We start from the raw sequence: 25,107 nt of genomic DNA, 5'->3' as shown, positions 1-25,107 counted from the left end.
ACGACAGAATCACAGCCCGGGACCCAAAAGGTCGCGGGCTTTTTATTTTTAGGAATGTAAGGGCGAGGTAGGAGATGCGAGTACTTAAGTTTGGTGGCACATCGCTGGCAACCGCCAGTCGCTTCCAGCAAGTGGCTGCGATTGTCGCCGACAAGTTCAAGTCAGAGCAGGTCGCATTGGTGCTGTCAGCACCATCAGGTGTCACAAATTCATTGGTAGCAGCGGTTGATAGCACTTCCCGCGGCTTGGATGCCAAATCTCATATTGAGTGCATTGAAAACACCTTTACCACCCTGATTAACACCCTCAAAAGTGAGCACGCTAGCCTGGGCGCTGACAAACTACTGCAGTTGCTGCATCAGGAGATGGGGCAGATGAAAGAGCTGTTGCACGGTGTCAGCCTGCTCAAACAGTGCCCCGACAATATCCAGGCGCAAATTCTGGTCAAAGGTGAGCGCCTGAGTGTCGCCACTATGATTGAGCTGCTTAAAGCCCAGGGCTTGTCAGCGGAAGCGATAGATCCAGTGCAGCAATTTGTCGGTGTCGGCGACTACCTTTCTTCTCTGGTGGATATCGAAAAATCGACCGAGCGTTTTGAGCGCAAGACCCTGCCTTCTGACGCTGTGCTGGTGATGCCTGGTTTTACCGCAGGTAATGACAACGGCGAAATCGTGACGCTGGGCCGTAATGGCTCAGATTACTCAGCGGCAGTATTGGCCGCGTGTCTGAAAGCGAGTTGCTGTGAGATCTGGACAGACGTAGACGGCGTCTACAGCTGTGACCCGCGCCTGGTGCCTGATGCCAAACTTCTCAAGAGTTTGAGTTACCAGGAAGCGATGGAGCTTTCTTATTTTGGTGCCAAAGTTCTCCACCCAAAAACCATCGCCCCTATTGCGCAGTTCCATATCCCTTGCCTGATCAAGAACACCCACAATCCAGCCGCGGAAGGTACTCTTATCGGTGCTCACACCGATGACAGCGGTCTTGAAGTGAAGGCGATTTCAAACCTCAGTGGCATGACCATGGTGAGTGTTTCTGGTCCAGGCATGAAAGGTATGGTGGGCATGGCGGCACGTGTGTTTGCGACCATCTCCCGCGCAGGTGTTTCCATCACGCTTATCACCCAGTCTTCCTCTGAGTACAGCATCAGCTTCTGTATCCACAGCAGTGACGCCGAGCAGGCGAGAGCGGCGTTGCAGGAAGAGTTCGATCTCGAACTACAAAACAAGCTGCTGGACCCCATCGACATGCTCGACGGTCTGGCGATTGTGTCGCTGGTTGGCGACGATATGAAGAAATACAGCGGTGTGGCAGCGAAGTTCTTCCGCGCACTGGCTCAGGCCAATGTGAATGTTGCGGCGATTGCACAGGGCTCTTCTGAGCGCTCTGTTTCAGCCGTTATTAACGAAGAGCGCTGCAGTCACGCCATCCGCGCCTGTCACGAAAACTTCTTCGACACGCTGCATTACATCGATGCCTTCCTGGTTGGTTGCGGCACTGTCGGCGGCGAACTGTTGAACCAGGTGCAACGTCAGCAGGAGCGTCTGCGTCAGCAAAACATCGGGTTACGTGTATGCGGCATTGCCAACAGCAAGGGCCTGACGTTGGCGGCTGATGGTCTGGCATTGGATAGCTGGGAACAGGCGGTCGCAGAGCAAGCCAAGGTGCCATTTACCCTAGAGCAGCTGCAACGTTTTATTAAAGAGAACAACCTGAATAATCCGGTGCTGGTTGACTGCACCAGTAGCCAGAGTTTGTCAGATGATTACCTGAATTACCTGAATGCGGGTTTCCACGTAGTGACGGCAAACAAAAAAGCCAACACAGGCGATATGGGTTACTACCGTGCGTTGCGTCAGGCGGCGTTGGTGAACAAACGCCAGTTCCTGTATGACACCAACGTGGGCGCTGGCCTGCCGGTCATCGACAACCTCAAAGGCTTGTTAAACGCAGGTGACCGTCTGCTGAGCTTTGGCGGTATTTTGTCAGGCTCGCTCTCCTATATCTTCGGCAAGCTGGATGATGGTATGGCGTTTTCTGAAGCCACTGCCATCGCCCGTGAGAATGGCTTTACTGAGCCGGATCCTCGTGACGACCTGTCAGGGACTGACGTTGCCCGTAAGTTGCTGATCCTGGCCCGTGAAGTGGGCTTGGCTCTGGATCTTGAAGATATTTATGTGCAACCGGCACTGCCACCTGAGTTCGACCAAAGTGGTGATGTGGATACCTTTATGGCGCGTACCAAAGAAGCGGACGTTTTCTTTGCGGATTGGCTGGCTAAGTTAAAAGATGAAGGTAAGGTGCTGCGCTACGCTGGAACCATTGATGAAGATGGCAAGTGTCGTTGTGGTATTGAAGCGGTTGGCCCAGAGCATCCGTTGTTTGCCATCAAAGATGGTGAGAACGCGCTGGCGTTCTACAGCGAGTACTACCAGCCACTACCGTTTGTACTGCGCGGTTACGGTGCTGGTGCTGCAGTGACAGCGGCAGGTGTCTTCTCTGATCTGCTGCGCACTCTGCCTTGGAAACAGGAGCATTAATCGATGGCGTTAACTGTATATGCTCCCGCTTCTATCGGAAATTTAAGTGTCGGTTTTGATATTCTCGGTGCCGCACTCAGCCCGGTGGATGGCGCTTTGTTAGGTGATAGTGTCACCATCGAGCAGAGTGAACACGGCGATTTTGCACTGAACTGTGTAGGTCGCTTTGTTGATAAACTGCCAACGGATCCAAAACAAAACATTATCTATGACTGCTACCTGGCATTTCGTCGTGAGATGGCAGAGATTGGCCGCACCGATGAAGTCGCCGTCAGTATGACACTGGAGAAGCACCTGCCAATCGGTAGTGGCTTGGGTTCCAGTGCCAGTTCTATCGTTGCTGCATTTTATGCGTTGAATGAGCACTACGGCCGCCCATTTGATGAAGCGAAGCTGCTGGCGATGATGGGCGAATTGGAAGGACAGATCAGCGGTTCAATTCATTACGATAATGTCGCGCCCTGTTATTTGGGTGGTATCCAGTTGATGCTGGAGAAAGAGGGCCGTATCAGTGAGTCGCTGCCAGTGATTGATGACTGGCATATTGTGTCGACGTATCCCGGTATTTCGATATCAACGGCTGAAGCAAGAGCTATCCTGCCGAACCACTACAGTCGTGCCGATATTATCGATCACGGCCGTCACTTGGGTACGTTTATTCATGCCCTTTATCGTGGTGACGGTGAGTTAGCTGCAGAGTCGATTCGTGATGTGGTTGCCGAGCCTTATCGTAAGCAACTTATTCCTGGCTTTGACGAGATGCGTGAACAGATGATGGCTCAGGGCGCTTTGGCCGTGGGCATTTCTGGCTCTGGCCCAAGCGTGTTTGTGATCACTGATTCGCAACAGAAAGCAGAAGCAATGCATCGCTGGATGCAACAACACTTTATTAGAAACGATCGCGGCTTCAGCCATGTCTGCCGCATCGATAGCCTGGGTACCCGGGTTCTGGAGGAAACAGCGTGAACCTATACAACATCAAAGACCACAGTGAACAGGTCAGTTTTCAGCAAGCAGTAAAACAGGGCCTGGGTCGTCAGCAGGGGCTATTTTTCCCATCTGAACTGCCTCATTTCGACAATATCGACGAGCTGCTGGAAATGGATCTGGTTTCTCGCAGCCGCGTTATCCTCGGTGCCCTTATCGGAGACGAGCTGTCTGACGAAGCGTTGGCAGGTATGCTCAAGCGTGCTTTCCATTTCCCGGCACCAGTAAAAAAGGTGAATGACAAGGTCTCTGCGCTGGAGCTGTTCCACGGTCCAACGCTGGCGTTTAAAGATTTCGGTGGCCGTTTTATGGCCCAATGCCTGCGCGAATTTGGTGGTGGTCAGAAGATCACGATCCTGACCGCAACCTCCGGTGATACCGGTGCTGCGGTAGCGCACGCGTTCCACGGTATCGACAACATCGACGTGGTTGTGCTGTATCCGAAGGGTAAGATCAGCCCGCTACAGGAAGCGTTGTTCTGTACTTTGGGTGACAATATTCACACGCTCGCAGTGGAAGGTACTTTCGACGATTGCCAGGCGATGGTGAAACAGGCCTTTGATGACGCTGAACTGCGTCAGGCCGTGGGGCTGAATTCAGCAAACTCAATCAATATCAGCCGTTTGATGGCGCAGATCTGCTACTACTTTGAAGCCGTTGCACAGGTGCCCAAAGAAGCCAGAAACAACCTGGTGGTATCCGTACCAAGCGGTAACTTCGGTAACCTGACTGCAGGCCTTCTGGGTAAAGCGATGGGCTTGCCAGTTAAGCGTTTTATCGCCGCCACTAACGTCAACGATACTGTGCCACGCTACCTAGAAACGGGTGAATGGGCCCCGAAAGAGACGGTACCGACGTTGGCGAATGCGATGGACGTGAGCGCACCAAATAACTGGCCGCGTATCGAAGAACTCTGCCAGATCAAAGGCTGGGGCTTGGATCAGCTGGGTTATGGTGCCATTGATGATGCCACTACCGTCAGCACGTTGCAGGGCATGAACGAGCAGGGCTATCTGTGTGAGCCTCACGGCGCCATCGCATACAACCTGCTTGAGCAGCAGTTGGCAGACGATGAATATGGCCTATTCTTGTGCACCGCTCACCCGGCCAAGTTCAAAGAGAGCGTAGACGAAGCCCTGTCTATTGACTTGCCACTGCCAAAACCGCTTGCGGATGCGGCAGAGAAGCCACTGCTGTCAGATACCATTGCAGCGGACTTCAGCTTGGTTCGCGCCAAATTGATGAGCTTGTAAAGTTTATTGTTAGCTAATCCGGTGTGCGCATGTTCGTGTGGCATGCTGCACTTCTAGGACATCGTCGCTCCTGTGCATCCATGCACCCGCGAGATACCGTACTTCCTGTACATAAAAAAACCGCCTTTCGGCGGTTTTTTATTTCTGCAATTCAGCGATTGCTAGAGACGTCGGTGGACTGAGACGTCAATTACAGGCTTTCAGTGAAAGTACGAGTGATCACGTCGCGCTGCTGTTCTGGTGTCAGTGAGTTGAAACGCACTGCGTAACCAGAAACACGGATAGTCAGCTGAGGATATTTCTCTGGGTGATTGATAGCATCTTCCAGCGTGTCACGGCTCAGAACGTTAACGTTCAGGTGCTGACCACCTTCAACCTTTGGTGCAACCTGCATTGGTACTTCTTTGTACTCGATGTTGCCCAGCTTAGAAACAGCTACCACTTCATCTTCAGCGTACAGGTCGTCTTTCACACACAGGCAACGTGCTTCACCTGCGGCTTCATCAAGCAGCCAGAAAGAGTTGATCAGTGCATCGTTGTCGGCTTTGGTGATCTGAATACCAATAGTCATTACGTTGTCCTCGAAAAGAGTAAAAAAACGGATATCAAATTCTGGCTTGATTTGTATCACGAAAGAGGTATCAAAAGATTGATCCAGCGCAATGAAAGTGTTGGATCGCGATGTTATGCCGCCTTTTTTATCAAACTGCGCAGGTACTGGATTTCTGCAGCCCAGAGCGTTTCGTCAATGGTTTCCAAAACCAGTGGAATATGATCGAAGCGGGGATCTGGCATCAGATACTCCCACACCGCATTGCCTATCGTACCCATACCAAGGCTATGGTGACGGTCTACGCGGCTTCCTAGCGGGTTTTTGGAGTCGTTCAGGTGCATGCCACGTAAGTATTTAAACCCAACCACTTTTTCGAACTCGTTGAAGCTAGCTTCACAGGCATCATGGCTGCTGAGGTCATACCCAGCGGCAAAGCTATGGCAGGTATCCAGACATACACCTACCCGGCTCTTATCCTCTACCTGGTCAATAATTTCGGCCAGTTGTTCAAAGCTGTGCCCCAGGTTGCTGCCCTGACCGGCGGTATTCTCTATTACGGCACAGACACCTTCTGTTTTATCGAGCGCGAGGTTGATCGATTCGGCAATGCGACGAAGGCACTCTGTTTCACTAACCTTTTTCAAATGGCTGCCAGGGTGAAAGTTGAGCAGTGTTAGCCCTAATTGCTCACAGCGCTGCATCTCATCGATAAAAGCCTCGCGGCTCCGTTCTAGCCCGTCAGCTTCTGGGTGACCCAGATTAATCAGGTAACTGTCGTGCGGCAGGATCTGGTCTGCGCCGATACCCACCAATTCACAGTTATGCTTGAAGGCGTCAATCGACTTGTTATCCAGTGGCTTGGCTTGCCAGCGACGCTGATTCTTGGTGAACAGGGCAAAGGCGTTGGCACCTATTTTTTGTGCATTTAAAGGGGCATTTTGTACGCCACCTGAAGCGCTGACGTGGGCTCCGATATACTTCATCGTTGACTCTTTTCGGGTGATATCTAATCCAGCGCGCTAGTTTAACCTGACCAACTCACAGATACACCAGAGCCGCGGTGTGGTTGTTGCAGTGCTTGTTGAAGTGGTTGTTGCAAAGAATGTCATTGGTTACCCTGTACCGCGTTTTGAATTGGCTGGTACAGGAGATGAGCATGGGGTTGGCGAGTTGGCAGGCGTTGATTGGTGGCGAAAAAGAAAAGCCCTATTTTCAACAGACGCTGCAGGCAGTGGAACAAATCAGACAATCTGGTGTGACTGTCTACCCGCCCAAAGAGCACGTTTTTGAAGCATTTCGCGCCACGCCCCTAGACCAGCTTAAAGTCGTCATTCTTGGCCAGGACCCCTATCATGGCCCTAATCAGGCCCATGGGCTGTGTTTCTCTGTGCAGCACGGTGTCCAGCCTCCGCCTTCTTTGAAGAACATGTACAAAGAGTTGGCGACCGATATACCAGGTTTCACCATCCCGAATCATGGCTTTCTGCAATCATGGGCAGAGCAGGGGGTGCTGTTGTTGAATACGGTGTTAACAGTGGAAGCGGGCAAGGCCCACAGCCACGCCAAGTTGGGTTGGGAAACCTTTACTGATGCAGTGATAGCGCAAATCAACCAGCACCAGGAACAGGTCATCTTTATGTTGTGGGGTTCTCACGCACAAAAGAAAGGCGCGATCATCGATCGAAATCGGCACTTTGTTCTGACGGCGCCACATCCATCTCCACTTTCTGCCCACCGCGGATTTTTTGGTTGTAGTCACTTTTCGCAAGCAAACAATATCCTGCAGCAGACAGGCAGAGCACCCATCAACTGGCAGGTGTAATCTGGGTTGAGTAAAGACTTAACTCAAATTGTGAGCCAGGTCTCGCAGGGCTCAGGGTTTATTTGGCCTCTCTTATGATTGGTCAAAAATGCTGCAATCAAACTTGGATAATCTGGGAACCACTGCGCTGGAGTTTGGTCACAATTTTATAACAGGTACCAACTCGAGAGTGGTGGGCTGCTTATACTGGTTGTTCAGCTCGTCGCAAACAGCGTTAAACCCAACGTATTTTTAATACCACTAGACCACCGGGAGAGGTCCTATGCTCGAACTGATCCATAACGACCACAAAAATCTGGCGATATTGATCCAGTTGCTGAGAGAGCGCCACGCAGCATTGGTTGAGAAAGGTGAAGTTAACTACAGCCTGATCCGCGATGTCGTCGATTACATGCAGGACTACGCAGACAAGTACCATCATAAAGTTGAAGACGTGGTTTATGACTACTACCTGACCCACGTATGTCATCAGGATGCGGAGAACAACAAGCTGGCTCAGGAGCACAAAAAACTGGAGCTCAACACCGATGAGTTGAGAACCATGTTGGATATGATCCTCAATGACTGTGTAATACCACTGGACCAGTTCGCTGAGAAATTGGGCGAGTTTATCGAATTGCAGCAGTCTCATATGGACTACGAAGAAGAACATGTTCTGCCAGAGCTCGAAGCAAAAATGAGCCCTTCTGACTGGCAAGCGGTAGCCGATCAGTTTCCTGTTTGTCCTGGCGCCACCTTTGAAGAAGCCAAAGCGACAGCGCAGCGTCTTGACCCGCTGTTTGGACAGCAGGTGGCTGAGCAATACAAAGAGTTGGCCAAACGCCTACAAAAACGCAGCGAGTGCGTTAGCGTTTAGACGGCTTCCACAAGACCAAAAAGAAAAGCCCCAGAGTGTCACTCTGGGGCTTTTCTTTAGATTTCTAGGTCATCCATCTCAAAGTCATGGGCCCAATCAATATCCTGTAATTCTTTTTTCAGGCGGAATTTATCTTTTATCGACTCGATTTCGCGCCATTTGCGCTTTTTCTGTCTGCTCCCCTTTGGTGTGCGATCTTGTCCGGCAACTTCAAATGCTAAACGCTCCATGCTTACCTCCGGTTACATCATATTGGTTGGCGATATTGGTGATATCATAAGCAGCTCAAAAATAAAACGCTTTTGTTGCATTTGTGTTAATACAGTCTAAAAGCTGAAATTTTGTGCATCCCCTCTAAGTTTCTTTCGATCCCACTACGCTCGCCCGAGTTATGAGCTATTTCGAGCACTTCCCATGTTTAACAATGATCAATTCCGTTATCTGACAGTTGTGTTATCTTTCTGCGTCCCGCAATTCCAACTCTGTTGCGGCGGGAGCAAGGCAATGTCGGGTGAGCTAGCACAAACCTGATGACAGGCTATATTGATAGCGATTTGCCATCGCGCAGTAATCACAGATAGCCCGAATGAATTAACGGTGTTGGCTTAGGGTATGGCCTTCAAGCGAGCACCTTCTTATTTATCTTTCGACTAACACTGGAAAGGAGCACCCATGCTTCAGGCAATTAACCCAACTCAGACTGCAGCTTGGAAAGCACTCGGCGAGCATGCTGAACAGATGAAGCAAACAGATATAGGTACACTGTTTGCGCAAGATACAGCACGTTTTGACAAGTTTTCTCTGCAGTTCCACGACATTTTGTTCGATTACTCGAAGAACTTGCTAACTGATGAAACGCTGGAAAAATTGCTGGCGTTGGCCGATCAGACTGAGTTGAAAGATGCCATCAACAAGATGTTTGCTGGTGACGAAATCAATGCCACCGAAGGTCGCGCAGTACTGCACACTGCGTTGCGCAATCGCAGCAATACGCCGGTTATGGTTGCTGGCGAAGATGTGATGCCTGCGGTGAATGCTGAACTGGCGAAGATGAAAGCATTCTGCGCCAAAGTACACAGCGGTGATTGGAAAGGTTACACAGGCAAGGCGATCACTGATGTAGTAAACATCGGTATCGGTGGTTCTGATCTGGGTCCTGTGATGGTGACCGAGGCGCTGAAGCCATACTGGAAAGGCATCACTCCACACTTCGTATCTAACGTTGACGGTACCCACATTGCTGAAACGCTCAAGAAAGTTGATCCAGAAACCACCTTGTTCCTGATCGCGTCTAAGACATTTACCACTCAAGAAACCATGACCAACGCTCACAGTGCGCGTGACTGGTTCCTTAAAGCGGCAGGTGACGAAAGCCACGTTGCTAAGCATTTTGCGGCGCTTTCAACGAACAAAGGTTCAGTAGAAGCGTTTGGTATCGACAGTGCCAATATGTTTGAGTTCTGGGACTGGGTAGGTGGTCGTTATTCTCTGTGGTCAGCGATCGGCCTGTCTATCGCGTTGACTATCGGCTACGACAACTTTGAAGAGTTGCTGCAGGGCGCGCACGATGTAGACCAGCACTTCGCGACGACCGATCTGGACAAGAACGTGCCTGTACTGTTGGCCCTGATTGGCCTTTGGTATGGCAATTTCTTTGGCGCTGACAGCGAAGCTATCCTGCCTTACGACCAATACATGCATCGTTTCTCTGCTTACTTCCAGCAGGGCAACATGGAAAGTAATGGTAAGTATGTCACCCGTGATGGCGAAGAAGTTAACTACCAGACTGGCCCAATCATTTGGGGTGAGCCTGGCACTAACGGTCAACACGCCTTCTACCAGCTGATCCACCAGGGCACTAAATTGATCCCTTGTGACTTCCTAGCGCCAGCTATCAGCCACAACCCAGTAGGCGATCACCATCCGAAACTGTTGGCTAACTTCTTTGCTCAAACTGAAGCATTGGCATTTGGTAAAGATCGTGCCACCGTTGAAGCAGAGCTGAAAGCGGCTGGTAAGTCAGACGCTGAGATCGCAGAGTTGGCACCACACAAGGTGTTCAAGGGCAACCGTCCAACCAACAGCCTGCTGTTCAAACAGTTGGATGCGCGTACGCTGGGTCAGCTGATCGCTTTCTATGAGCACAAGATCTTCGTTCAAGGCGTTATCTGGAATATCTTCAGCTTTGACCAGTGGGGTGTTGAGCTGGGTAAACAGCTGGCAAACCAGATCCTGCCAGAATTGACGAACGACGATGCTATCAGCAGTCATGACAGCTCAACTAACGGCCTGATCAACGCATTTAAAGCGATGAGCAAGTAAGCGTTAGCTTCTGTTTGGCATTTATGCTTAATAAAAAAGGCCGCAATTGCGGCCTTTTTTGATGTGCTTTAACAATCAAAGCTGCTGTTCCAGCATCATCTCTAATTTCACCTGGTCTTTGGCAAAGTTGCGGATTCCCTCAGCAAGCTTCTCAGTTGCCATGGCATCTTGATTCATTGCCCAGCGGAACTCCGGTTCTGTCAGGGCCACAGGTGTTTGCTTGAGCAATGTAGCCGGTTTAAGCTTTCTGACCACCTGATGTTCAGACGCCTCTAATTCTTCAAGCAACGCAGGGCTGATGGTTAATCTGTCACACCCGGCTAGCTCGAGGATTTCACCACTGTTGCGGAAACTGGCGCCCATCACCACCGTTTTATAACCATGTTCTTTGTAGTAGTTGTAGATCTGGGTGACGGATAACACCCCCGGATCTTCCGCGGAGCTGTAATCACTCTTATCGGTATTGGCTTTGTACCAATCAAGAATACGCCCAACAAAAGGTGATATCAGATAAACACCTGCCTCGGCACAAGCGCGAGCCTGAGCAAAACTAAACAGCAGGGTCAGGTTGCAGTTGATCCCTTCCAGTTCCAGTTGTTTGGCTGCGGAAATGCCTTCCCAGGTCGATGCGACCTTAATCAGGATCCGATCTTTACTGATACCCGCTTGTTCGTAGAGGGCGATAAGTTTGCGTGCTTTGTCCAACGTTGCCTGCTGGTCAAAGGAGAGGCGGGCGTCTACTTCGGTTGAAACACGGCCAGGTACCTGTTTCAAAATTTCTAACCCGACATTTACAGCCAGCTTGTCACCGGCATCGATCAGTTGCTGCGCTTTGTCGCTGCTTTGTTGTTTCGCCCAGGCGATAGCATCTTCAATATAGGGCTGGTAATGGGGATTCTGCACGGCTTTAAGCAGCAGTGACGGATTGGTGGTTGCGTCCTGCGGTTTATGACGGGCGATGGCGTCAATATCGCCTGTGTCTGCCACGACAGTTGTCATGGTCTTCAGTTGTTGCAATGTATTGGCCATGATGGTCCCTGAAAGTCTGTTAACTACGCTTCTCTGGATCTTTATATCAGCGATCTCTGGCGGATCGTCGGCTTACTATATGACGAATTTCATTGCTTTGACAAAGGTGTGATGGAATCTGTTTCGTTGAGGGAGAGAACTGGTTAGAATTGTCGGTTAATTTTACAGTTTAGGGCTGTCTAATTCTGTTTAAGTCGTCTGGCCTTTTTGCCATATTGGGTGTGCATGAGTGCAGTAGCAAACCAGTTTTATAAGCGACAACGGCTATTGGTAGTCGATGATTGCTCGCCGATCCGCAATGCCATTAAGGGCATGTTGCAGACCTTGGGCTGTGAAGAGATTCAAACAGCCTGCGATGGCGATCGTGCCCTGGTGCTATGTGAATCACATCAGTTTGATATTGTGCTTTGTGACTACAACCTGGGTGATGGTAAAGATGGCTATCAGCTGTTTGAAGAATTGAAACAGCGAGAGCTGATTCGTCCGGACGCGCTGTTTATTCTGATTAGCGCCGAAAATCGCCGCCAAGTCGTTCATGGTGTCATTGAACTACAGCCAGATGACTATCTGATAAAACCTTTCACATATACCAGCTTGGGCAAACGATTGGCTCGCGCTTTTATCAAAAAGCATTCACTCTCAGCGGTGTACAAAGCAATTCGGGAGAGGAACCTTGAAAGTGCTGCTGCACAATGTCAGATCGCGATAGAGAGCGCACCAGAGCATCAGTTGTTTGCAAAACGTATGAGAGCAGAACTGCTGGTGAAACTGGGACGTTATCAGCAAGCGTTTGACCTTTATGGTGATGTGCTGGCTGAACGTGACCATGCCTGGGCCATGTTGGGGCTGGCGATCTCCCGTTTTCATCTTGGACAGGTGTCGGATGCAAGAAAGATGTTTCAGGCGTTGCTTGAGCGCCCTGAAGTACAGGTTGAAGCATTCGACTGGCTTGGTCGTATTGCAATTCGAAAGAATGAGCTGACTCAGGCACAAGAGCACTTTGTTGAAGCCAGTAAGCTGTCGCCCCGCAATATTGAGCGCCAGCGAGCCATCGCTCACCTGGCGATGGCAAACAATGAACTGGAAATGGCGGTGAAGGCCCATAAAAAGATCGTTGAAGGGATCCGCCATTCGGTACATGAAACGCCGCTTCACCATCTTAACTACGCCCGCTGCCTGGTTGATTTGGCGATGGAGAGTAATGACCTGGTTGCCGTGCGTTGTGTTAATCGGTCAATGGAAGTGCTGCGGGATATCAGTCGTCGTTTTAAAAGTCAGCAGATGGAATCACAGAACTTGATCCTGCAGTCACGAATCAGCGTGCTGAAAGGCGATATTCCGGCCGCGAGAGGGATGCTTGATGGTGATACCTTGTCGACGCCGCTGGAAAATATTGAGGACCAGCTAGATAAAGCCAAAGCCCTGTTTGGTGTGGGTGAGCCTGAGCAGGCTGACCTGGTCATGAATCAGATCCAACAGATGCGTAGTGATGACGAACTGAGCATGGCGACCCTGGGTGTGATTGTTGAGCGAGAGCAGCATAAGCAGAATGTGTTTAATGCCAAGATTAAACAACTGAACAGCGATGGCATGGAGCTTTACCAGCTGGGTGCCTTTTCGGAGTCGTTGGAGTGTTTTATCGAAGCGTTTGACATGATGCCTCATAGTGCCAGTCTGGCACTCAATCTCGCACAAGCATTATCAAAAGCCTGGTCTTCTAATTTGTCGCGATTGCAGGTACTGGCGCTGGGCAAACGTTGCAAGCAGGTGATCGAATCGTCCACGCTTACCGACCACAACGCCAAACGATATCAGGCGATCAAACTTGAATTAGATAAGGTTCTGACCAGTCCCACTCGTTAAGCTGCTACGCTATCTATTACCCCTCTTTTTCCTCAACCTTTTAAATCATGCAGATAGATCTGGTTTGCGGCGATATCACTCAGCTCAAGGTCGATGCTATCGTCAACGCAGCCAACAACTCATTGCTGGGTGGTGGCGGAGTTGATGGCGCTATCCACAGAGCCGCTGGCCCAGAATTGCTGGATGAATGCCGAAAACTCAATGGCTGCCCAACCGGCGAAGCCAAAATCACCTCTGGTTATCGCTTACCAGCCAAATATGTCATTCATGGGGTGGGCCCGGTGTGGCATGGTGGAGATAAAGGAGAGTCGGCGCTACTCGCTAGTGTTTATCAGCATGCCTTAACTCTATGTGAACAGCACCAAATTGCTTCGGTAGCGTTTCCTGCTATTAGTTGTGGTGTTTATGGTTATCCACTAGTTGAGGCAACGCACGTCGCATTGCACACCATTGATGAGACAAGCAAAGAGATAGGATGGTCTGGTAGCGTCACTCTCTGTGCTTATGCTGACTCTGATCATCTGGTTATGCAGCGAGTTCTGGCAGACTTCCGCGCCGAAAATACATACCAAATTTAACTTTCGTTTCATCGAATGGGGGAACAATGCTCGATCTCGTTAACATGATAAATGGAATACTGTGGGGCAACCTGCTTATCTATTTGCTGCTGGGAACCGGCATCTATTTCACCATACGCCTTGGCTTTATTCAGTTTCGCCACTTCGGGCACACCTTCTCCGTACTAAAGCACTCTCGCAAGGGCAGCAGTCACGGTATCTCTTCATTCCAGGCGCTTTGTACCAGCCTGGCAGCACGTGTTGGTACGGGCAACCTGGCTGGCGTAGCTACGGCGATTATTGCCGGTGGTCCGGGCGCGGTGTTCTGGATGTGGCTGATTGCGCTTATCGGTATGGCCACCAGTTTTGCGGAATCGACATTGGCGCAGCTCTACAAGGTTGAAGATGATCAAGGGCTCTATCGCGGTGGCCCTGCCTATTACATGGAAGCTGGGTTAGGTAAGCGCTGGATGGGGGTGTTGTTCGCCATTGCACTCATTCTCTGTTTTGGTCTGGTGTTCAATGCCGTTCAGGCCCATGAAATCAGTAAAGCGATGGAACAGGCCTTTGATATCCCGCGAATTGCCAGTGGTGGCGTGATGGTTGTTTTAGCGGGGTTGATCGTTTTTGGCGGCATTCGCACTATTGCACGTTTTGCCGAAGTGGTAGTGCCGTTTATGGCGCTGGCTTATATCGTGATTTCGTTTGGTGTTGTGGTTATCAATATCGATGAGATGCCACGTGTACTCACCACTATTGTCAAAAGTGCCTTTGGTTGGCAGGAGGCAGGGGCCGGTGCATTAGGGTATACCGTTATGGCGGCAATGATGAATGGTATCAAGCGTGGATTGTTCTCCAATGAAGCAGGTATGGGGAGCGCACCAAATGCGGCAGCTAGTGCCGAGCCTTATCCTCCTCACCCTGCGTCACAGGGCTACGTGCAGATGCTGGGTGTTTTTGTCGATACGCTGGTTATCTGTACCGCAACTGCGGCGGTTATTTTGATCGCAGATGCAACACCTGGTGCCAATGATAGTGGTGTACAGATCACGCAGTTAGCCTTGTCATCTTTGGTCGGTAGCTGGGGCGGTGCGTTCGTTGCTATTGCACTGCTGTTTTTCGCCTTTACCTCCATTGTTGCCAACTATGCTTATGCAGAGAGCAATCTGGTGTTTCTCGAGCACAAACACTTGGCAGGTTTGGCGATATTCAGGTTGTTTGTATTGGGCATGGTGGTGTTTGGCGCGTTGGCACAAAGTGACCTGATCTGGAGCCTGGCAGATACCAGTATGGGCTTTATGGCAATCATCAACTTAATCGCGATCCTGCTACTTTCGAATGTGGTAGTGACACTGGCTCGGGATTATCACCAGCAACAAAAAGCGGGCAAAGTACCGAAGTTTGACCGTAAAAAGTATCCAGAGCTGGACAAGAAGATTGCCCCCGGTATTTGGGAAAACAACGATAAAACAAACGATTAGTTAGGGTCTGTTGACCTTTGCTGTTTGTTTTTGCAGCAATGTGTTGGTGATTTAGGCGAGGCAGAGGCTGTGAAGTTGAGTGGCCCTCAAAAAATAGCCGATAACGAAGCATAAATCACCAACAAATACTGCCCCTTCTTTTGAAGGACATGGGGTTCGTTGAAACACGTTNATGGGGTTCGTTGAAACACGTTCTGCGCTGCGTCGTTCACTACTTACTTAGATCGCTAAGTTACGTAGCTCACTTCTTGCTCAAACCGTGTTTCATTCGAACAAAATCCATACACGAAAGGTCAACAGACCCTAGTTGTTTTCCGATAAGCAGGTACAGGTGAGAGATGCTCGCCTGTATCCGCTTCATTCACTCCCGATCTATTGATCTTATAAATTGTTCTAAAAATAAACTGTTTAAAATTTCGACACTCGGGAGTGCAGGCTCTACATTAAGAAATACTTGTACACGGAAGTTCTGAGGTCGATATGAAATGGATGTTCGCCGCTTTCACACTTGTTTTTGCCAGCTTTGCCTCTGCAAATAGTGCCCCCTTATCCTGTACTGCAGTGATCGATTCCTGTCTCGAGAACAACCAGCTCCAAATTGAACAAGAGGTGCCAGAAGCCTTGTACTGGATGGCTAAGTATACCTTTCGGCAACACCAGGATTTCTCTTTGGCATACCCCTGGTATCTCAGAGCAGCTAAGCAGGGCCATGCACCCGCGATAAGATCACTTGCGCTATACCAACTGCGCGGTGTTGCAGGTGAAGAACAGAGCTACCAGAAAGCCTTCGAGTTACTGGAGCAAGCCAAACAGTTAGGCGACGCCAAGTCTTACTTCATATCATTGAAACTTGAGCAACAGATGGGTGATCGTGCGCAGCGTTTGGTGGCTTTGTCTGGGCAGCAGCAATAAAAATCCTATGATATAGTCGCTGCTAATTTTTAATTAGTAGGGGCTATTCCCATGTTAGCTGTTATCTCACCAGCCAAAACGCTGGACTACGAAACGCCGCCTGCAACGGACAACTATAGTCTTCCCAGTTTGCTGGATCAGTCTCAGGTATTGATCGACCGTTGTCGTCAGCTAACCCCTGACCAGATCGCCAGCTTAATGAAAATCAGTGATAAATTGGCAGGGCTAAATGCTGCACGTTTTCAGGAGTGGCAGCCGGACTTCACCCCAGACAATGCCAAGCAGGCATTGCTCGCATTTAAAGGTGATGTTTACGAAGGTATGGATGCGAACAGCTTTAGTCAGCGTGATTTCGACTGGGCGCAGGATCACCTGCGAATATTGTCTGGACTTTATGGGTTACTTAAACCGCTGGATTTGATGCAGCCTTATCGGTTGGAAATGGGTACAAAACTGGATAATGAGCGTGGCAATAATCTCTATCAGTTTTGGGGCGAGATCATTACGCAAACGCTCAGCGAAGCTCTTACCGAACAGAAAGATCGTGTGCTTATTAACCTGGCATCAAATGAGTATTTCAAATCAGTCAAATTGAAGTCGCTGAAAGCACTGGTGATCACCCCTGTATTTAAGGATCTGAAAAATGGTCAGTACAAGGTGATCAGCTTCTATGCCAAGAAAGCCAGGGGCATGATGGCGCGGTATATGATTGAGAATCAACTGACCGATCCGGAGCAGCTCAAGTTGTTCGGTGAGGGCGGCTATTACTTCTCTGGCACTGACTCTACCGACTATGAGTGGGTGTTCAAACGAGACCATAGCTAGGCTCTGTTGAGCTAACAAGAAGCCGAGCATATGCTCGGCTTTTTTGATCCCTTGTCTGTTTCTGGCGCCCCAAGTGAACTTATCAACAGCACCACCCGTAAGCAGTGTTAGCTCGCAATCGGAGGGTGCCTCAATGCGACAACTACATTTCATTCTCAATAGTCTGGATCACGGTGAATTGATCCACAAAAGCCTGTGTGATGCGGGCATTCACAACAACCAAATCAAATTTGTTTCCCGAGACAAACCATCTCTCAGCCGACTGCGTGTAAACAGCGCCAGCTTTCTAGAAGAGCGCGATGTGGTGCACATGATGATGCGTGGCGGCCTGTTCTGCCTGCTGCTGTCAACAGCATCTGTGTGGGGTTTGAACAGTAGCGGCTTAGTGTCGTTGGGGGTTGCGGGCAGCACGCTGGTCATTGTGTTTTTGACCATGTTTGGTACCTGGGTGGGCGGCATGATTGGTTTTAACCATGACAACTACAAACTCGCTGCATACCACGACGATCTGCTTCAAGGCGAAGCCGTACTGGTTGTTACCGCAAGGCCTGAGCAGGAAAGTGTTATTCAGCGAGTCATGATGGCCTATGCAAACGATGTCCATTACGTCAATCGAGCTGAAAACGTAATCAATCCGCTTCATGGCGGGCGTTTGGTTCATCATACCGACGACTGGAGGTAATCATGGCTGGCTCAATACCAACCGCGAAAAACGTATACGATAAGGCATTCGCGAGAACAATTCCCTGCAATCGGTTGGGAAACTGGGAACCTCTTCACTGGCTCGCGCTGGCGGTAGACGACTTCAAACGAGTGCCTTTACTAAGTCTCACTTACGGCATTTTGTTTGCCGTTGCATCTGCGCTGATAATTGCTCTTGTGTATATGCATGGCAGTCACTTAGTGATACTGCCGAGCCTGATGCTGTTTGTACTGATCGGTCCGTTTCTGGCGACGGGGCTCTATGATGTGAGCTGGGAGTTGGAGAAAGGCCACAAACCCTCTTTTGTGCACTCGGCTAAAGCCATCGGCCGCAACCGAGGTTCCGAGTGGGGCTTCGCACTAATACTGTCGTTGACTATGATGGTGTGGATGCGCGTGGCTGCGTTGATTCATGCGCTGTATCCCAGCGTGCAAGGCGCTCACTTTGAAGAATTTTTACCCTTCCTGATGCTGGGGTCACTGTTTGGGGTGATTTTTAGCAGCTTTGTATTCGCAATTTCGGTATTTTCATTGCCGCTCATGATGGAACGTCGAGTCGACACAATGACGGCCATTTTCACCAGTGTCAACGCCGCGAAAAACAACCTACCCGCCATGTTCGTATGGGCAATTATTCTGTTCATTGGGGTGTTTATCGGGTTCGCGACAGGCGGCATTGGAATGGTGATTGTTATGCCACTGTTGGGATACGCGACTTGGCACGGCTACATTCGGACTATCCAGACCAAACAACAGCGGCGCTACGAGTAGCGCCGCCACAAATCATAGCCCGAATCACAACTCCAGTCGGTCGCCTACGGCTATTTGCTCGCTTTTACCTATTAGCAGAATAGCGTTTTGTCCAAAGTAGGCACCGGGTTTCTCTTCTCCGAGCGTGTTGAGCTCACTTAAGGTTCGAAGTGGCTCTCCTGCGGGTTGCTGTCGTACCCCCTCAGTTTGGTCCACCGTTATCATTGGGCATCGTTGGCAGGGCTTTCTTAATCCCAGTACGTATTTGTTATGGCTGAGTTCCCGAATGCTGTTTTCAGACAGAGGCGCAGGCCCTTTAACCACGATGTTGGGACGAAAACGGTCCATGGTTACTTCGGGTAGGTTTTTTTCTTCCAGCTTCTGATTCAGCCAGGTTAGTGTTGCCTCGTTTGTCACAAGGAAGGGGTAACCGTCGGCAAAAAAGGTATCTGCGCTTTCGTGCGCATTCAGGTGCTTCTCACTCACCGGTCGCTGTCGCTTGGGATCGAATCTGACCAGGTAAATAGGTCTGGGCCAATCTTCTTTGAGCGCCTGACTTAGCCATTGAGCCACTAATTCGCCTTCATCCAGGGCTTTCGCTGTGTCACTCCACACCTGCACCATGCGTTTAGACTGGGGCAGAGCCGAAAGTGAGATCGATAGTGGTTGCTCGCCTTCGCAGCACAAAACCAGTTCTGAATCTGTGAGTTTTGGTTTTATTTTGGCAAGTGCCGGACACTGCCGTTGGGTGACAAATCGACCTTTAGCATCTACCAACATCCATTGGCGATCAAAGGCAAGGCCCTGGGTTGTCAGTGTGCTCTGGTTTAGAGATATAGCGCCCAAAGACTTCACTGGATAGATATTAAGCTGGGTAATAATGGCTTCAGCCATACTTAGTTTCCTGTGTTTAGCTCAGGGTATAGCGCCGTTAGCAGCGGCGTCGAGTCTACAGGATGGGATAAGTGTTGCAGTAGATCCAGTGTATCGTCGAGGGTTTTAAGCACATGGCGTTCTGAATGCCGTGAAACTCCCTGCATCATCTGGTCGAGCATGTGAACCTGCAGGTTTTCCATCGATACCAGGTTGATGCTGTGAGCCATATTGTGCTCTTCACACCATCTCATCAGCTGATTTAGAGCCGGTATGATTTCTGGGCCACCTAACTGCCATTCTCGGATGTCTGTTACGCGTATCCATGGTTCTTTACTGACTTCAGTGGCTGCGGAAATCACACTATCGCGATACTGCTCAGAAAACTCCAGGTTAATCCCGCCCTGAACCCGGATCCAGAGAACCTGGCCCTGATGGTAAATATTTGTATATCCGTGTGCTTTCATAGAACCGCTATTGAGCACTGAGAGAGAGCTCGATGGTAAGGTGTTTTACTTCGTCGAACGAGCTTAACTTTTTACGGTAAACATCTGAATCTTGATGTTTTTCAGTGGTGATGCTGATCACAGCCGCGTAGTAATTTGGAGATATCTGCCAGAGGTGAAAGTCTGTGACTTTGGTGCCATCTATCTGGTGTAAGGCATCAAGCATCGCCTGTTTGCGCTGCTGGCTCGGCGACTGGTCAAGTAGTACCTCGCTGGTTTGTTTAAGTAAGCCAAACGCCCAGTGGGTAATTACCAACGCACCGACAATCCCCATCAGTGGATCCATCCAGTGCCAGCCCATCCATTTACCTGCCAACAAGGCAACAATCGCGGTTATGGAGGTCAGTGCATCAGCCAAGACATGTAAGTAAGCTGCACGCAGATTATGATCATGGTGGCTATGCTCATGGTGGGTGTGGTCATGGTGAGTATGCTCGCTGTGCGCGTGTTCATGATCATGATGATGATGATGACCTGCGCCCATCAATAGCCAGGCACTGACTAAGTTAACCGTTAACCCAATAACGGCAACCATAATCGCCTGATCAAACAAGATATCTTTGGGGGACACCAGGCGTTCAATGGATTCCATCGCCATAAATAAAGCGACCACGGCAAGGGCTACCGCACTGGCAAAACCGCCCAGTGATGACACTTTGCCTGTGCCAAAGGTGAACCTAGGGTTATCTGCATGCCGACGAGCGTAGCGATAGGCGAACAGTGTAATTGTGAATGCAGCAACGTGTGTCGCCATGTGCCAGCCGTCAGCCAACAGTGCCATCGAGCCAAATAGCGTGCCCGCTACGATCTCGACCACCATGGTAATGGCTGTTAACCAAAGCACGTACCAAGTGCGTTGCTCGCCTTGTGTGTGTTCAGGTTGAAAATTGTGTTGTGGACACTTGGGAGCTTGGGCTTGCTGTTTCATAATCATTTCGTCGACTTCCAGCCCAGAAGTCGACGTTGTTCAACTCTGGGTGAGAATTATTGCGATTTGCGTTTAGTCTGCTTCTTAGCTTTTCTCTTTGCTTGGGCTGAAGTCAATTTTTTCTTCTTTTTCTTGCTCTTGGACGGCAATTTGGCTTCTTTGTGCTGAGGCGCCAGTCCTTCAATGACTCGACGCTTCAGAGCCTGGTTGGTGTAGCGCTCGATACGCGCCAGGTTGGCCATGTCATGCGCTTCGATCAAACTGATAGCCGTCCCTTTTTTGCCTGCGCGTGCAGTACGGCCAATTCGATGCACATAGATATCGGCAGTGCGCGGCAGATCATAGTTGATGACATGGCTGATATCGGGAATATCCAGGCCACGAGCTGCGACATCAGTCGCTAGCAGCACATTGGTTTCTCCCGCTTTAAAGCGGGCCAGAGCCGCATTGCGTTTATCCTGGGCCATTTCGCCACGGATCCAGCTGTGCACTATACCTGCGTTATCCAGCGCGGCGGAAAGCGCCGTGAGACGTTCACGGGTCTTCACAAAGACAATCGCGTGTTGGGTGCCCTCATCGTTGAGTAGGGCACTAAGCAATTGATGTTTGTGGTTTAGGTCATCCGCCAAGTGCACCCATTGGATGATTTTGTTTGATTCCCGGCGGGGTGGTTTTGCGTGAACTACGGCGGGTTCAGTTAATACATTACGGGCAAACTTCTCTAAGCCTTTACCTTCCAGCGTGGCTGAAAGCAGCAAGGTTTGTTTGCGCCAGCGTGTTTCGTCAGCGATGCGGTCCATCTCTTTAATGAACCCCATATCCAGCATGCGATCGGCTTCATCAAGGATCAGGCACTCAACGGCACGGCAATCAAACACTTCGCCCTCTATGTACTCCATCAGGCGTCCTGGTGTTGCGACTACCAGATCGCAACTTCCGTGCAGCGTACCGACATGGTCTTCATAATTGACACCGCCGGTGATCGCTGCGCATTTGAGCTCGGTGAGCTTTGTTAGTGCCAAAGCATAGTCAAGCACCTGATTTGCCAGCTCCCGTGTTGGAACCAACACCAGGATTCTTGGTGGTCCCGGTTTGCGGCGTGGAAAGTCGAGCAAGTGCTGAAGTGCTGGCAGCAAAAATGCAGCAGTTTTTCCTGTGCCTGTGGGGGCTGATGCCATCACATCCCGTTGATCCAGAGCTTCCGGGATCATCTGAGACTGGATAGTGGTTGGTTTATCGTGTCCTAACAGGGTAAGGGCTTCGATCAGAACGGGATCAAGCTCTAGTTGGGAAAAATCTTCTGTCATGCTGAGTCTACTGGGCATTGTAATGCCATTATTCTAACCCAGACTGTGCGATGCAGCAGCTATCTTCTGGATTAACTTAAATAAACTGAGTGTATTGGTCGGTTTTTATTCGAATTGTGCGAACTTCACATTTTGTGATGAGGTGTGATCATGATAATGTCTGCCGATAATTTTGCTGGGCCAAGCGCTTGTTAGCTCAGTGTTAATCAGTCTTTGCGCAACTTGAGGTTTTCACTTGTCCCGTCCACTTAATACCGCCGATACCCTGGGTTTGGGCTTTATGTTGCTTGCGTTTTTCTTGGGCGCAGGTAACTGGATTTTTCCACCGATGGCAGGGCAATTGGCCGGGCAGGAAGTGGTGCCGGCAACGTTGGGCTTTCTGATCACAGCAGTGGGTCTGCCCTTACTGGGTGTAGTGTCTATCGCCGCGGCCAAGGGGGGATTAGCGCAGTTAGGTCGTTATTTGCCTCCGAGTGCGAGTCTGTTGCTAGCGATGGCTATCTACGTGGTGATGGTGCCAGGTTTTGGTGTTCCCCGCACGGCGCTGGTGGCTTTTGAAATGGGGTTCAAACCCTTTTTCGAAGATGTTGATCAATCACTATTGCTAGCAGGTTTCTCTGTTACCTACTTCGCGTTAGCCCTCTGGCTGGCGTTTAATCCAGGTAAGCTACTCAATCGTGTGGGAAAGTTGATCGCGCCTATGATGCTGGTACTGATTGCCGTATTGGGGTTTGTCGTCTTTACCTCACCCTTGGCGCCAGTGGGTGAGGGCAGTGGCGAGTTTGTTGAAACACCATTTACCAAAGGCTTCCTCGAAGGCTACATGACCATGGATCTGCTGGCTGCCATGCTGTTTGGTGTCTTGATTACTAATACGCTGGCAGATAAAGGGGTTGTTGCTCAGCGACATCAATATGCCAGCCTGACCCTGGGAGGCATGATTGCAGCCCTCGGTTTGGCATCGGTTTACATCATTCTGTTTTACCTGGGGGCGACCAGCCATGAAGTAGCCAGCAGCTCAGAAAATGGTGGTGAAATCTTTAGTCGCTATATGCTGTCTTCCATGGGGTTAGAAGGGCAGATTGTGCTTGCTCTGGTGGTTGGCCTGGCCTGTTTAACTACGGCTGTTGGCGGTACCAGTGCATTTGCCGAGTACCTGAGCGAGCGCTGGCCGCAGCTTAAGTACCGTCCAACGCTGATGGTTCTGGTTGTTATCTGTACTCTGGTAGCTAACGTTGGCTTGTCCAAATTGATAAATGCGCTGATCCCGGTGCTGTTCACCGTTTATCCGGTGGCAATCGTTGTCGTGCTGCTTAACCTAATCTCCAAGTATTTGCCTGCGCCTACTAAAGCATTTCGCTGGGGGGTAGGTGTTGCCCTTTTGTTTGGGATATTTGATGGCGCGAAGTTCCTTGGTTGGACCGATAATCTGCCGGGTGTTGAATGGTTAACGTATATCCCCATGTTCTCTTTGGGCTTGGGTTGGCTGCTGCCTGTGGTGGTGGTCGTTACCGTAAGTTGTTTGCTTGGCAAAGAACTCTCTAGCCAGCCTGCGACAGAAAATGGCGATATTTAGTCTATAGTTTCTTAATCGGATCAAAAAGTTAGAACAAGATGTCTGGATCTAAACAGTTATCAACAGGTGATATTTTTGCCCTTGGTTTTATGACCTTCGCTTTTTTCCTGGGGGCTGGAAATATCATTTTTCCTCCGTTGGCAGGTCAGCAGGCGGGCACTGAATTCTATTGGGCAATGGCGGGCTTTCTGTTTACGGCAGTAGGGTTGCCTCTGGTTACGCTGCTGGCCTGTGCCAAGGCCGGTGGTGGTTTGCCGAGAATGACTCGCTTGTTGCCTAAGCAGATAGGAATTGCTATCACGCTGGCGATTTTCATTGTTATTGGCCCTGCATTTGCGACACCCAGAACCAGCCTGGTTGCTTTCGAGATGGGATTTAAACCATTTTTAGGCGAAGCAGAATCGCAAAGCTGGATCCTGCTGGCTTACTCCATCGGCTTTTTTGTTGTCGCATCAGGTTTGGCTTTGCACCGAGGCAACTTGATTGACTACATTGGGAAGATTCTGACGCCGGTGTTAATTCTATTACTGCTTGTACTCTCCATTACGGTTTTGGTAAATCCTCAAGGCACTGCAGCAGCGCCCAGTGGCGATTACCTGACACAGCCTTTTACCAAAGGATTTTTGGAAGGCTACAACACCATGGATACCTTCGGCGCCTTGATGTTTGGTATGTTGATTGTCGATGTACTTCATAAGAAAGAGATCAGTGATACCAAGCTACAAACACGTTATCTCATTTTTGCCAGCATCATTGCCGCCAGTGGTTTGGCATTTGTTTATATGTCGCTGTTTTATCTCGGTGTGACCAGCAGTGAGTTGGCGCCTGGGGCGGAAAATGGCGGCAAGATCTTCGCAATCTATGTTCAGGCGTTGTTTGGAGGGCCGGGGAAACTGATTCTGGCCGCTGTAGTAACCCTTGCTTGTTTGACTACCGCGGTAGGGCTTATCAGTGCTTGTGCCGACTACTTTAATAAGCTTTGGCAGAAATTGAGCTACCAGGCTTGGGTGGTTGTGATAGCAGTGCTTTGTGCTGTGGTTGCGAATGTTGGGCTGACACAGCTGATCGCTATCTCCGTGCCCGTGTTATTCGCTCTTTATCCAGTTGCGATTGCCTTGGTGATATTGAATCTGATTGTAGATAAGCTGCCACGACCTAAATCTGCTTTTTATTTGGTGCTGTCAGTTGCCTTGCTGCTTGCATTAATCGACGCGGTTAAGGTGACTGGCCTGGTGAACAAAGAGGCATTTGATTTTGCTGAGGCGCTACCCCTGTTTAGTTATGGTTTAGCCTGGCTGCTGCCTGTTACTGTGGCACTGGTGATTAGCTTCTTTATGCCGAAAAAGGCGGAACAAGCTGCGGTCTAAAGTTGAGAATTAACCAGTAAATAATCCACCTGCATAGCAGGTGGCTTTGCTTTTGGGCACCCTATAAGGGTGCTTTTCTGCTTTAACTAACTCCTAAC

The 25,107-nt window shown here is 50.0% G+C and carries 23 protein-coding genes; 15 read left to right on the top strand and 8 right to left on the bottom strand.

The window, feature by feature from the left end; translation table 11 throughout:
- The first annotated feature begins 74 nt into the window (after positions 1-74).
- The 3 genes from thrA to thrC are packed head-to-tail and all read left to right on the top strand — an operon-like array spanning position 75 to position 4,780.
- Positions 75-2,540 carry a bifunctional aspartate kinase/homoserine dehydrogenase I gene (thrA, locus tag ABEA14_RS09320; RefSeq protein WP_345339686.1) on the top strand — a complete coding sequence of 822 codons (2,466 nt, stop codon included), beginning with the start codon at positions 75-77 and terminating at the stop codon, positions 2,538-2,540.
- A 3-nt stretch (positions 2,541-2,543) separates the two neighbouring features.
- Positions 2,544-3,506, top strand: coding sequence for a homoserine kinase (gene thrB / locus ABEA14_RS09315; RefSeq protein WP_345339685.1), 963 nt, complete (start codon positions 2,544-2,546; stop codon positions 3,504-3,506).
- Positions 3,503-4,780, top strand: coding sequence for a threonine synthase (gene thrC, locus ABEA14_RS09310; protein ID WP_345339684.1), 1,278 nt, complete (start codon positions 3,503-3,505; stop codon positions 4,778-4,780). The genes thrB and thrC overlap by 4 nt, the downstream gene beginning before the upstream one ends.
- 190 nt (positions 4,781-4,970) lie before the next feature.
- Here thrC and grcA read toward each other — a convergent pair whose 3' ends face one another.
- Positions 4,971-5,351 (bottom strand): autonomous glycyl radical cofactor GrcA, encoded by a 381-nt coding sequence (grcA, locus tag ABEA14_RS09305; protein ID WP_345339683.1) that lies wholly within the window; start codon positions 5,349-5,351, stop codon positions 4,971-4,973.
- A 113-nt stretch (positions 5,352-5,464) separates the two neighbouring features.
- Positions 5,465-6,316, bottom strand: coding sequence for a deoxyribonuclease IV (gene nfo / locus ABEA14_RS09300; protein WP_345339682.1), 852 nt, complete (start codon positions 6,314-6,316; stop codon positions 5,465-5,467).
- Between the two features lie 167 nt (positions 6,317-6,483).
- Between nfo and ung the strand changes: the two genes are divergently transcribed.
- Positions 6,484-7,155 (top strand): uracil-DNA glycosylase, encoded by a 672-nt coding sequence (gene ung / locus ABEA14_RS09295; RefSeq protein WP_345339822.1) that lies wholly within the window; start codon positions 6,484-6,486, stop codon positions 7,153-7,155.
- Positions 7,156-7,417: 262 nt separating this feature from the next.
- Complete coding sequence (locus ABEA14_RS09290; RefSeq protein WP_345339681.1) at positions 7,418-8,011, top strand: hemerythrin domain-containing protein; 594 nt, start codon at positions 7,418-7,420, stop codon at positions 8,009-8,011.
- A gap of 56 nt (positions 8,012-8,067) precedes the next feature.
- On the opposite strand, the gene ABEA14_RS09285 is transcribed toward ABEA14_RS09290, so the two are convergent.
- Complete coding sequence (locus tag ABEA14_RS09285; protein WP_345339680.1) at positions 8,068-8,241, bottom strand: DUF3545 family protein; 174 nt, start codon at positions 8,239-8,241, stop codon at positions 8,068-8,070.
- A 442-nt stretch (positions 8,242-8,683) separates the two neighbouring features.
- On the opposite strand from ABEA14_RS09285, the gene pgi reads away from it, so the two are divergent.
- Positions 8,684-10,333: a glucose-6-phosphate isomerase gene (gene pgi, locus ABEA14_RS09280; protein WP_345339679.1), complete on the top strand. Its 1,650-nt coding sequence runs from the start codon at positions 8,684-8,686 to the stop codon at positions 10,331-10,333.
- Positions 10,334-10,408: 75 nt separating this feature from the next.
- On the opposite strand, the gene tal is transcribed toward pgi, so the two are convergent.
- Entirely contained in the window at positions 10,409-11,362 is a 954-nt protein-coding gene (gene tal, locus ABEA14_RS09275; RefSeq protein ID WP_345339678.1) for a transaldolase, read from the bottom strand.
- Positions 11,363-11,587: 225 nt separating this feature from the next.
- Here tal and ABEA14_RS09270 point away from each other — a divergent pair, with 225 nt between their 5' ends.
- The 7 genes from ABEA14_RS09270 (at position 11,588) to ABEA14_RS09240 (ending at position 18,473) form a co-directional block, all read left to right on the top strand.
- Positions 11,588-13,225, top strand: a complete 1,638-nt coding sequence (locus ABEA14_RS09270; protein WP_345339677.1) for a response regulator — start codon at positions 11,588-11,590, stop codon at positions 13,223-13,225.
- A 47-nt stretch (positions 13,226-13,272) separates the two neighbouring features.
- Complete coding sequence (locus tag ABEA14_RS09265; RefSeq protein WP_345339676.1) at positions 13,273-13,803, top strand: O-acetyl-ADP-ribose deacetylase; 531 nt, start codon at positions 13,273-13,275, stop codon at positions 13,801-13,803.
- A gap of 26 nt (positions 13,804-13,829) precedes the next feature.
- Complete coding sequence (locus tag ABEA14_RS09260; RefSeq protein ID WP_345339675.1) at positions 13,830-15,263, top strand: alanine/glycine:cation symporter family protein; 1,434 nt, start codon at positions 13,830-13,832, stop codon at positions 15,261-15,263.
- 480 nt (positions 15,264-15,743) lie between these two features.
- Positions 15,744-16,175 (top strand): SEL1-like repeat protein, encoded by a 432-nt coding sequence (locus tag ABEA14_RS09255; RefSeq protein ID WP_345339674.1) that lies wholly within the window; start codon positions 15,744-15,746, stop codon positions 16,173-16,175.
- 51 nt (positions 16,176-16,226) lie between these two features.
- Entirely contained in the window at positions 16,227-17,000 is a 774-nt protein-coding gene (yaaA, locus tag ABEA14_RS09250; RefSeq protein ID WP_345339673.1) for a peroxide stress protein YaaA, read from the top strand.
- 133 nt (positions 17,001-17,133) lie between these two features.
- Positions 17,134-17,682, top strand: a complete 549-nt coding sequence (locus ABEA14_RS09245; protein WP_345339672.1) for a hypothetical protein — start codon at positions 17,134-17,136, stop codon at positions 17,680-17,682.
- Between the two features lie 14 nt (positions 17,683-17,696).
- Positions 17,697-18,473 (top strand): DUF2189 domain-containing protein, encoded by a 777-nt coding sequence (locus tag ABEA14_RS09240; RefSeq protein WP_377776235.1) that lies wholly within the window; start codon positions 17,697-17,699, stop codon positions 18,471-18,473.
- Positions 18,474-18,497: 24 nt separating this feature from the next.
- Here the strand turns inward: ABEA14_RS09240 and ABEA14_RS09235 are convergent, their stop codons facing one another.
- Genes ABEA14_RS09235 through srmB form a run of 4 tightly spaced genes read right to left on the bottom strand, consistent with a single transcriptional unit; the run spans position 18,498 to position 22,084 of the window.
- On the bottom strand, positions 18,498-19,346 hold the full coding sequence (locus ABEA14_RS09235; RefSeq protein WP_345339670.1) for an MOSC domain-containing protein: 849 nt from the start codon (positions 19,344-19,346) through the stop codon (positions 18,498-18,500).
- Positions 19,347-19,348: 2 nt separating this feature from the next.
- Positions 19,349-19,792 (bottom strand): hypothetical protein, encoded by a 444-nt coding sequence (locus ABEA14_RS09230; RefSeq protein ID WP_345339668.1) that lies wholly within the window; start codon positions 19,790-19,792, stop codon positions 19,349-19,351.
- A gap of 7 nt (positions 19,793-19,799) precedes the next feature.
- Complete coding sequence (gene dmeF / locus ABEA14_RS09225) at positions 19,800-20,759, bottom strand: CDF family Co(II)/Ni(II) efflux transporter DmeF (RefSeq protein WP_345339666.1); 960 nt, start codon at positions 20,757-20,759, stop codon at positions 19,800-19,802.
- Between the two features lie 56 nt (positions 20,760-20,815).
- The gene (srmB, locus tag ABEA14_RS09220) at positions 20,816-22,084 is read right to left on the bottom strand and encodes an ATP-dependent RNA helicase SrmB (protein ID WP_377776234.1); all 1,269 of its coding nucleotides are present in this window, start codon (positions 22,082-22,084) and stop codon (positions 20,816-20,818) included.
- A gap of 217 nt (positions 22,085-22,301) precedes the next feature.
- Between srmB and brnQ (ABEA14_RS09215) the strand changes: the two genes are divergently transcribed.
- Positions 22,302-23,642, top strand: a complete 1,341-nt coding sequence (brnQ, locus tag ABEA14_RS09215) for a branched-chain amino acid transport system II carrier protein (protein ID WP_345339665.1) — start codon at positions 22,302-22,304, stop codon at positions 23,640-23,642.
- Positions 23,643-23,680: 38 nt separating this feature from the next.
- Complete coding sequence (gene brnQ / locus ABEA14_RS09210; protein WP_345339664.1) at positions 23,681-25,009, top strand: branched-chain amino acid transport system II carrier protein; 1,329 nt, start codon at positions 23,681-23,683, stop codon at positions 25,007-25,009.
- Positions 25,010-25,107 lie beyond the last annotated feature (98 nt).

This window comes from Corallincola platygyrae, from assembly GCF_039544265.1.
Taxonomy (GTDB): Bacteria; Pseudomonadota; Gammaproteobacteria; order Enterobacterales; family Neiellaceae; genus Corallincola; species Corallincola platygyrae.
This window is presented reverse-complemented; position numbering and strand designations above follow the sequence as displayed.

Bases quoted from the DNA above. Each gene is read 5' to 3' on its own strand.
- thrA (WP_345339686.1), top strand. From the start codon at position 75: ATGCGAGTACTTAAGTTTGGTGGCACATCGCTGGCAACCGCCAGTCGC.
- thrB (WP_345339685.1), top strand. From the start codon at position 2,544: ATGGCGTTAACTGTATATGCTCCCGCTTCTATCGGAAATTTAAGTGTC.
- grcA (WP_345339683.1), bottom strand. From the start codon at position 5,351: ATGACTATTGGTATTCAGATCACCAAAGCCGACAACGATGCACTGATC.
- nfo (WP_345339682.1), bottom strand. From the start codon at position 6,316: ATGAAGTATATCGGAGCCCACGTCAGCGCTTCAGGTGGCGTACAAAAT.
- ung (WP_345339822.1), top strand. From the start codon at position 6,484: ATGAGCATGGGGTTGGCGAGTTGGCAGGCGTTGATTGGTGGCGAAAAA.
- ABEA14_RS09290 (WP_345339681.1), top strand. From the start codon at position 7,418: ATGCTCGAACTGATCCATAACGACCACAAAAATCTGGCGATATTGATC.
- ABEA14_RS09285 (WP_345339680.1), bottom strand. From the start codon at position 8,241: ATGGAGCGTTTAGCATTTGAAGTTGCCGGACAAGATCGCACACCAAAG.
- pgi (WP_345339679.1), top strand. From the start codon at position 8,684: ATGCTTCAGGCAATTAACCCAACTCAGACTGCAGCTTGGAAAGCACTC.
- tal (WP_345339678.1), bottom strand. From the start codon at position 11,362: ATGGCCAATACATTGCAACAACTGAAGACCATGACAACTGTCGTGGCA.
- ABEA14_RS09270 (WP_345339677.1), top strand. From the start codon at position 11,588: ATGAGTGCAGTAGCAAACCAGTTTTATAAGCGACAACGGCTATTGGTA.
- ABEA14_RS09265 (WP_345339676.1), top strand. From the start codon at position 13,273: ATGCAGATAGATCTGGTTTGCGGCGATATCACTCAGCTCAAGGTCGAT.
- ABEA14_RS09260 (WP_345339675.1), top strand. From the start codon at position 13,830: ATGCTCGATCTCGTTAACATGATAAATGGAATACTGTGGGGCAACCTG.
- ABEA14_RS09255 (WP_345339674.1), top strand. From the start codon at position 15,744: ATGAAATGGATGTTCGCCGCTTTCACACTTGTTTTTGCCAGCTTTGCC.
- yaaA (WP_345339673.1), top strand. From the start codon at position 16,227: ATGTTAGCTGTTATCTCACCAGCCAAAACGCTGGACTACGAAACGCCG.
- ABEA14_RS09245 (WP_345339672.1), top strand. From the start codon at position 17,134: ATGCGACAACTACATTTCATTCTCAATAGTCTGGATCACGGTGAATTG.
- ABEA14_RS09235 (WP_345339670.1), bottom strand. From the start codon at position 19,346: ATGGCTGAAGCCATTATTACCCAGCTTAATATCTATCCAGTGAAGTCT.
- ABEA14_RS09230 (WP_345339668.1), bottom strand. From the start codon at position 19,792: ATGAAAGCACACGGATATACAAATATTTACCATCAGGGCCAGGTTCTC.
- dmeF (WP_345339666.1), bottom strand. From the start codon at position 20,759: ATGAAACAGCAAGCCCAAGCTCCCAAGTGTCCACAACACAATTTTCAA.
- srmB (WP_377776234.1), bottom strand. From the start codon at position 22,084: ATGCCCAGTAGACTCAGCATGACAGAAGATTTTTCCCAACTAGAGCTT.
- brnQ (WP_345339664.1), top strand. From the start codon at position 23,681: ATGTCTGGATCTAAACAGTTATCAACAGGTGATATTTTTGCCCTTGGT.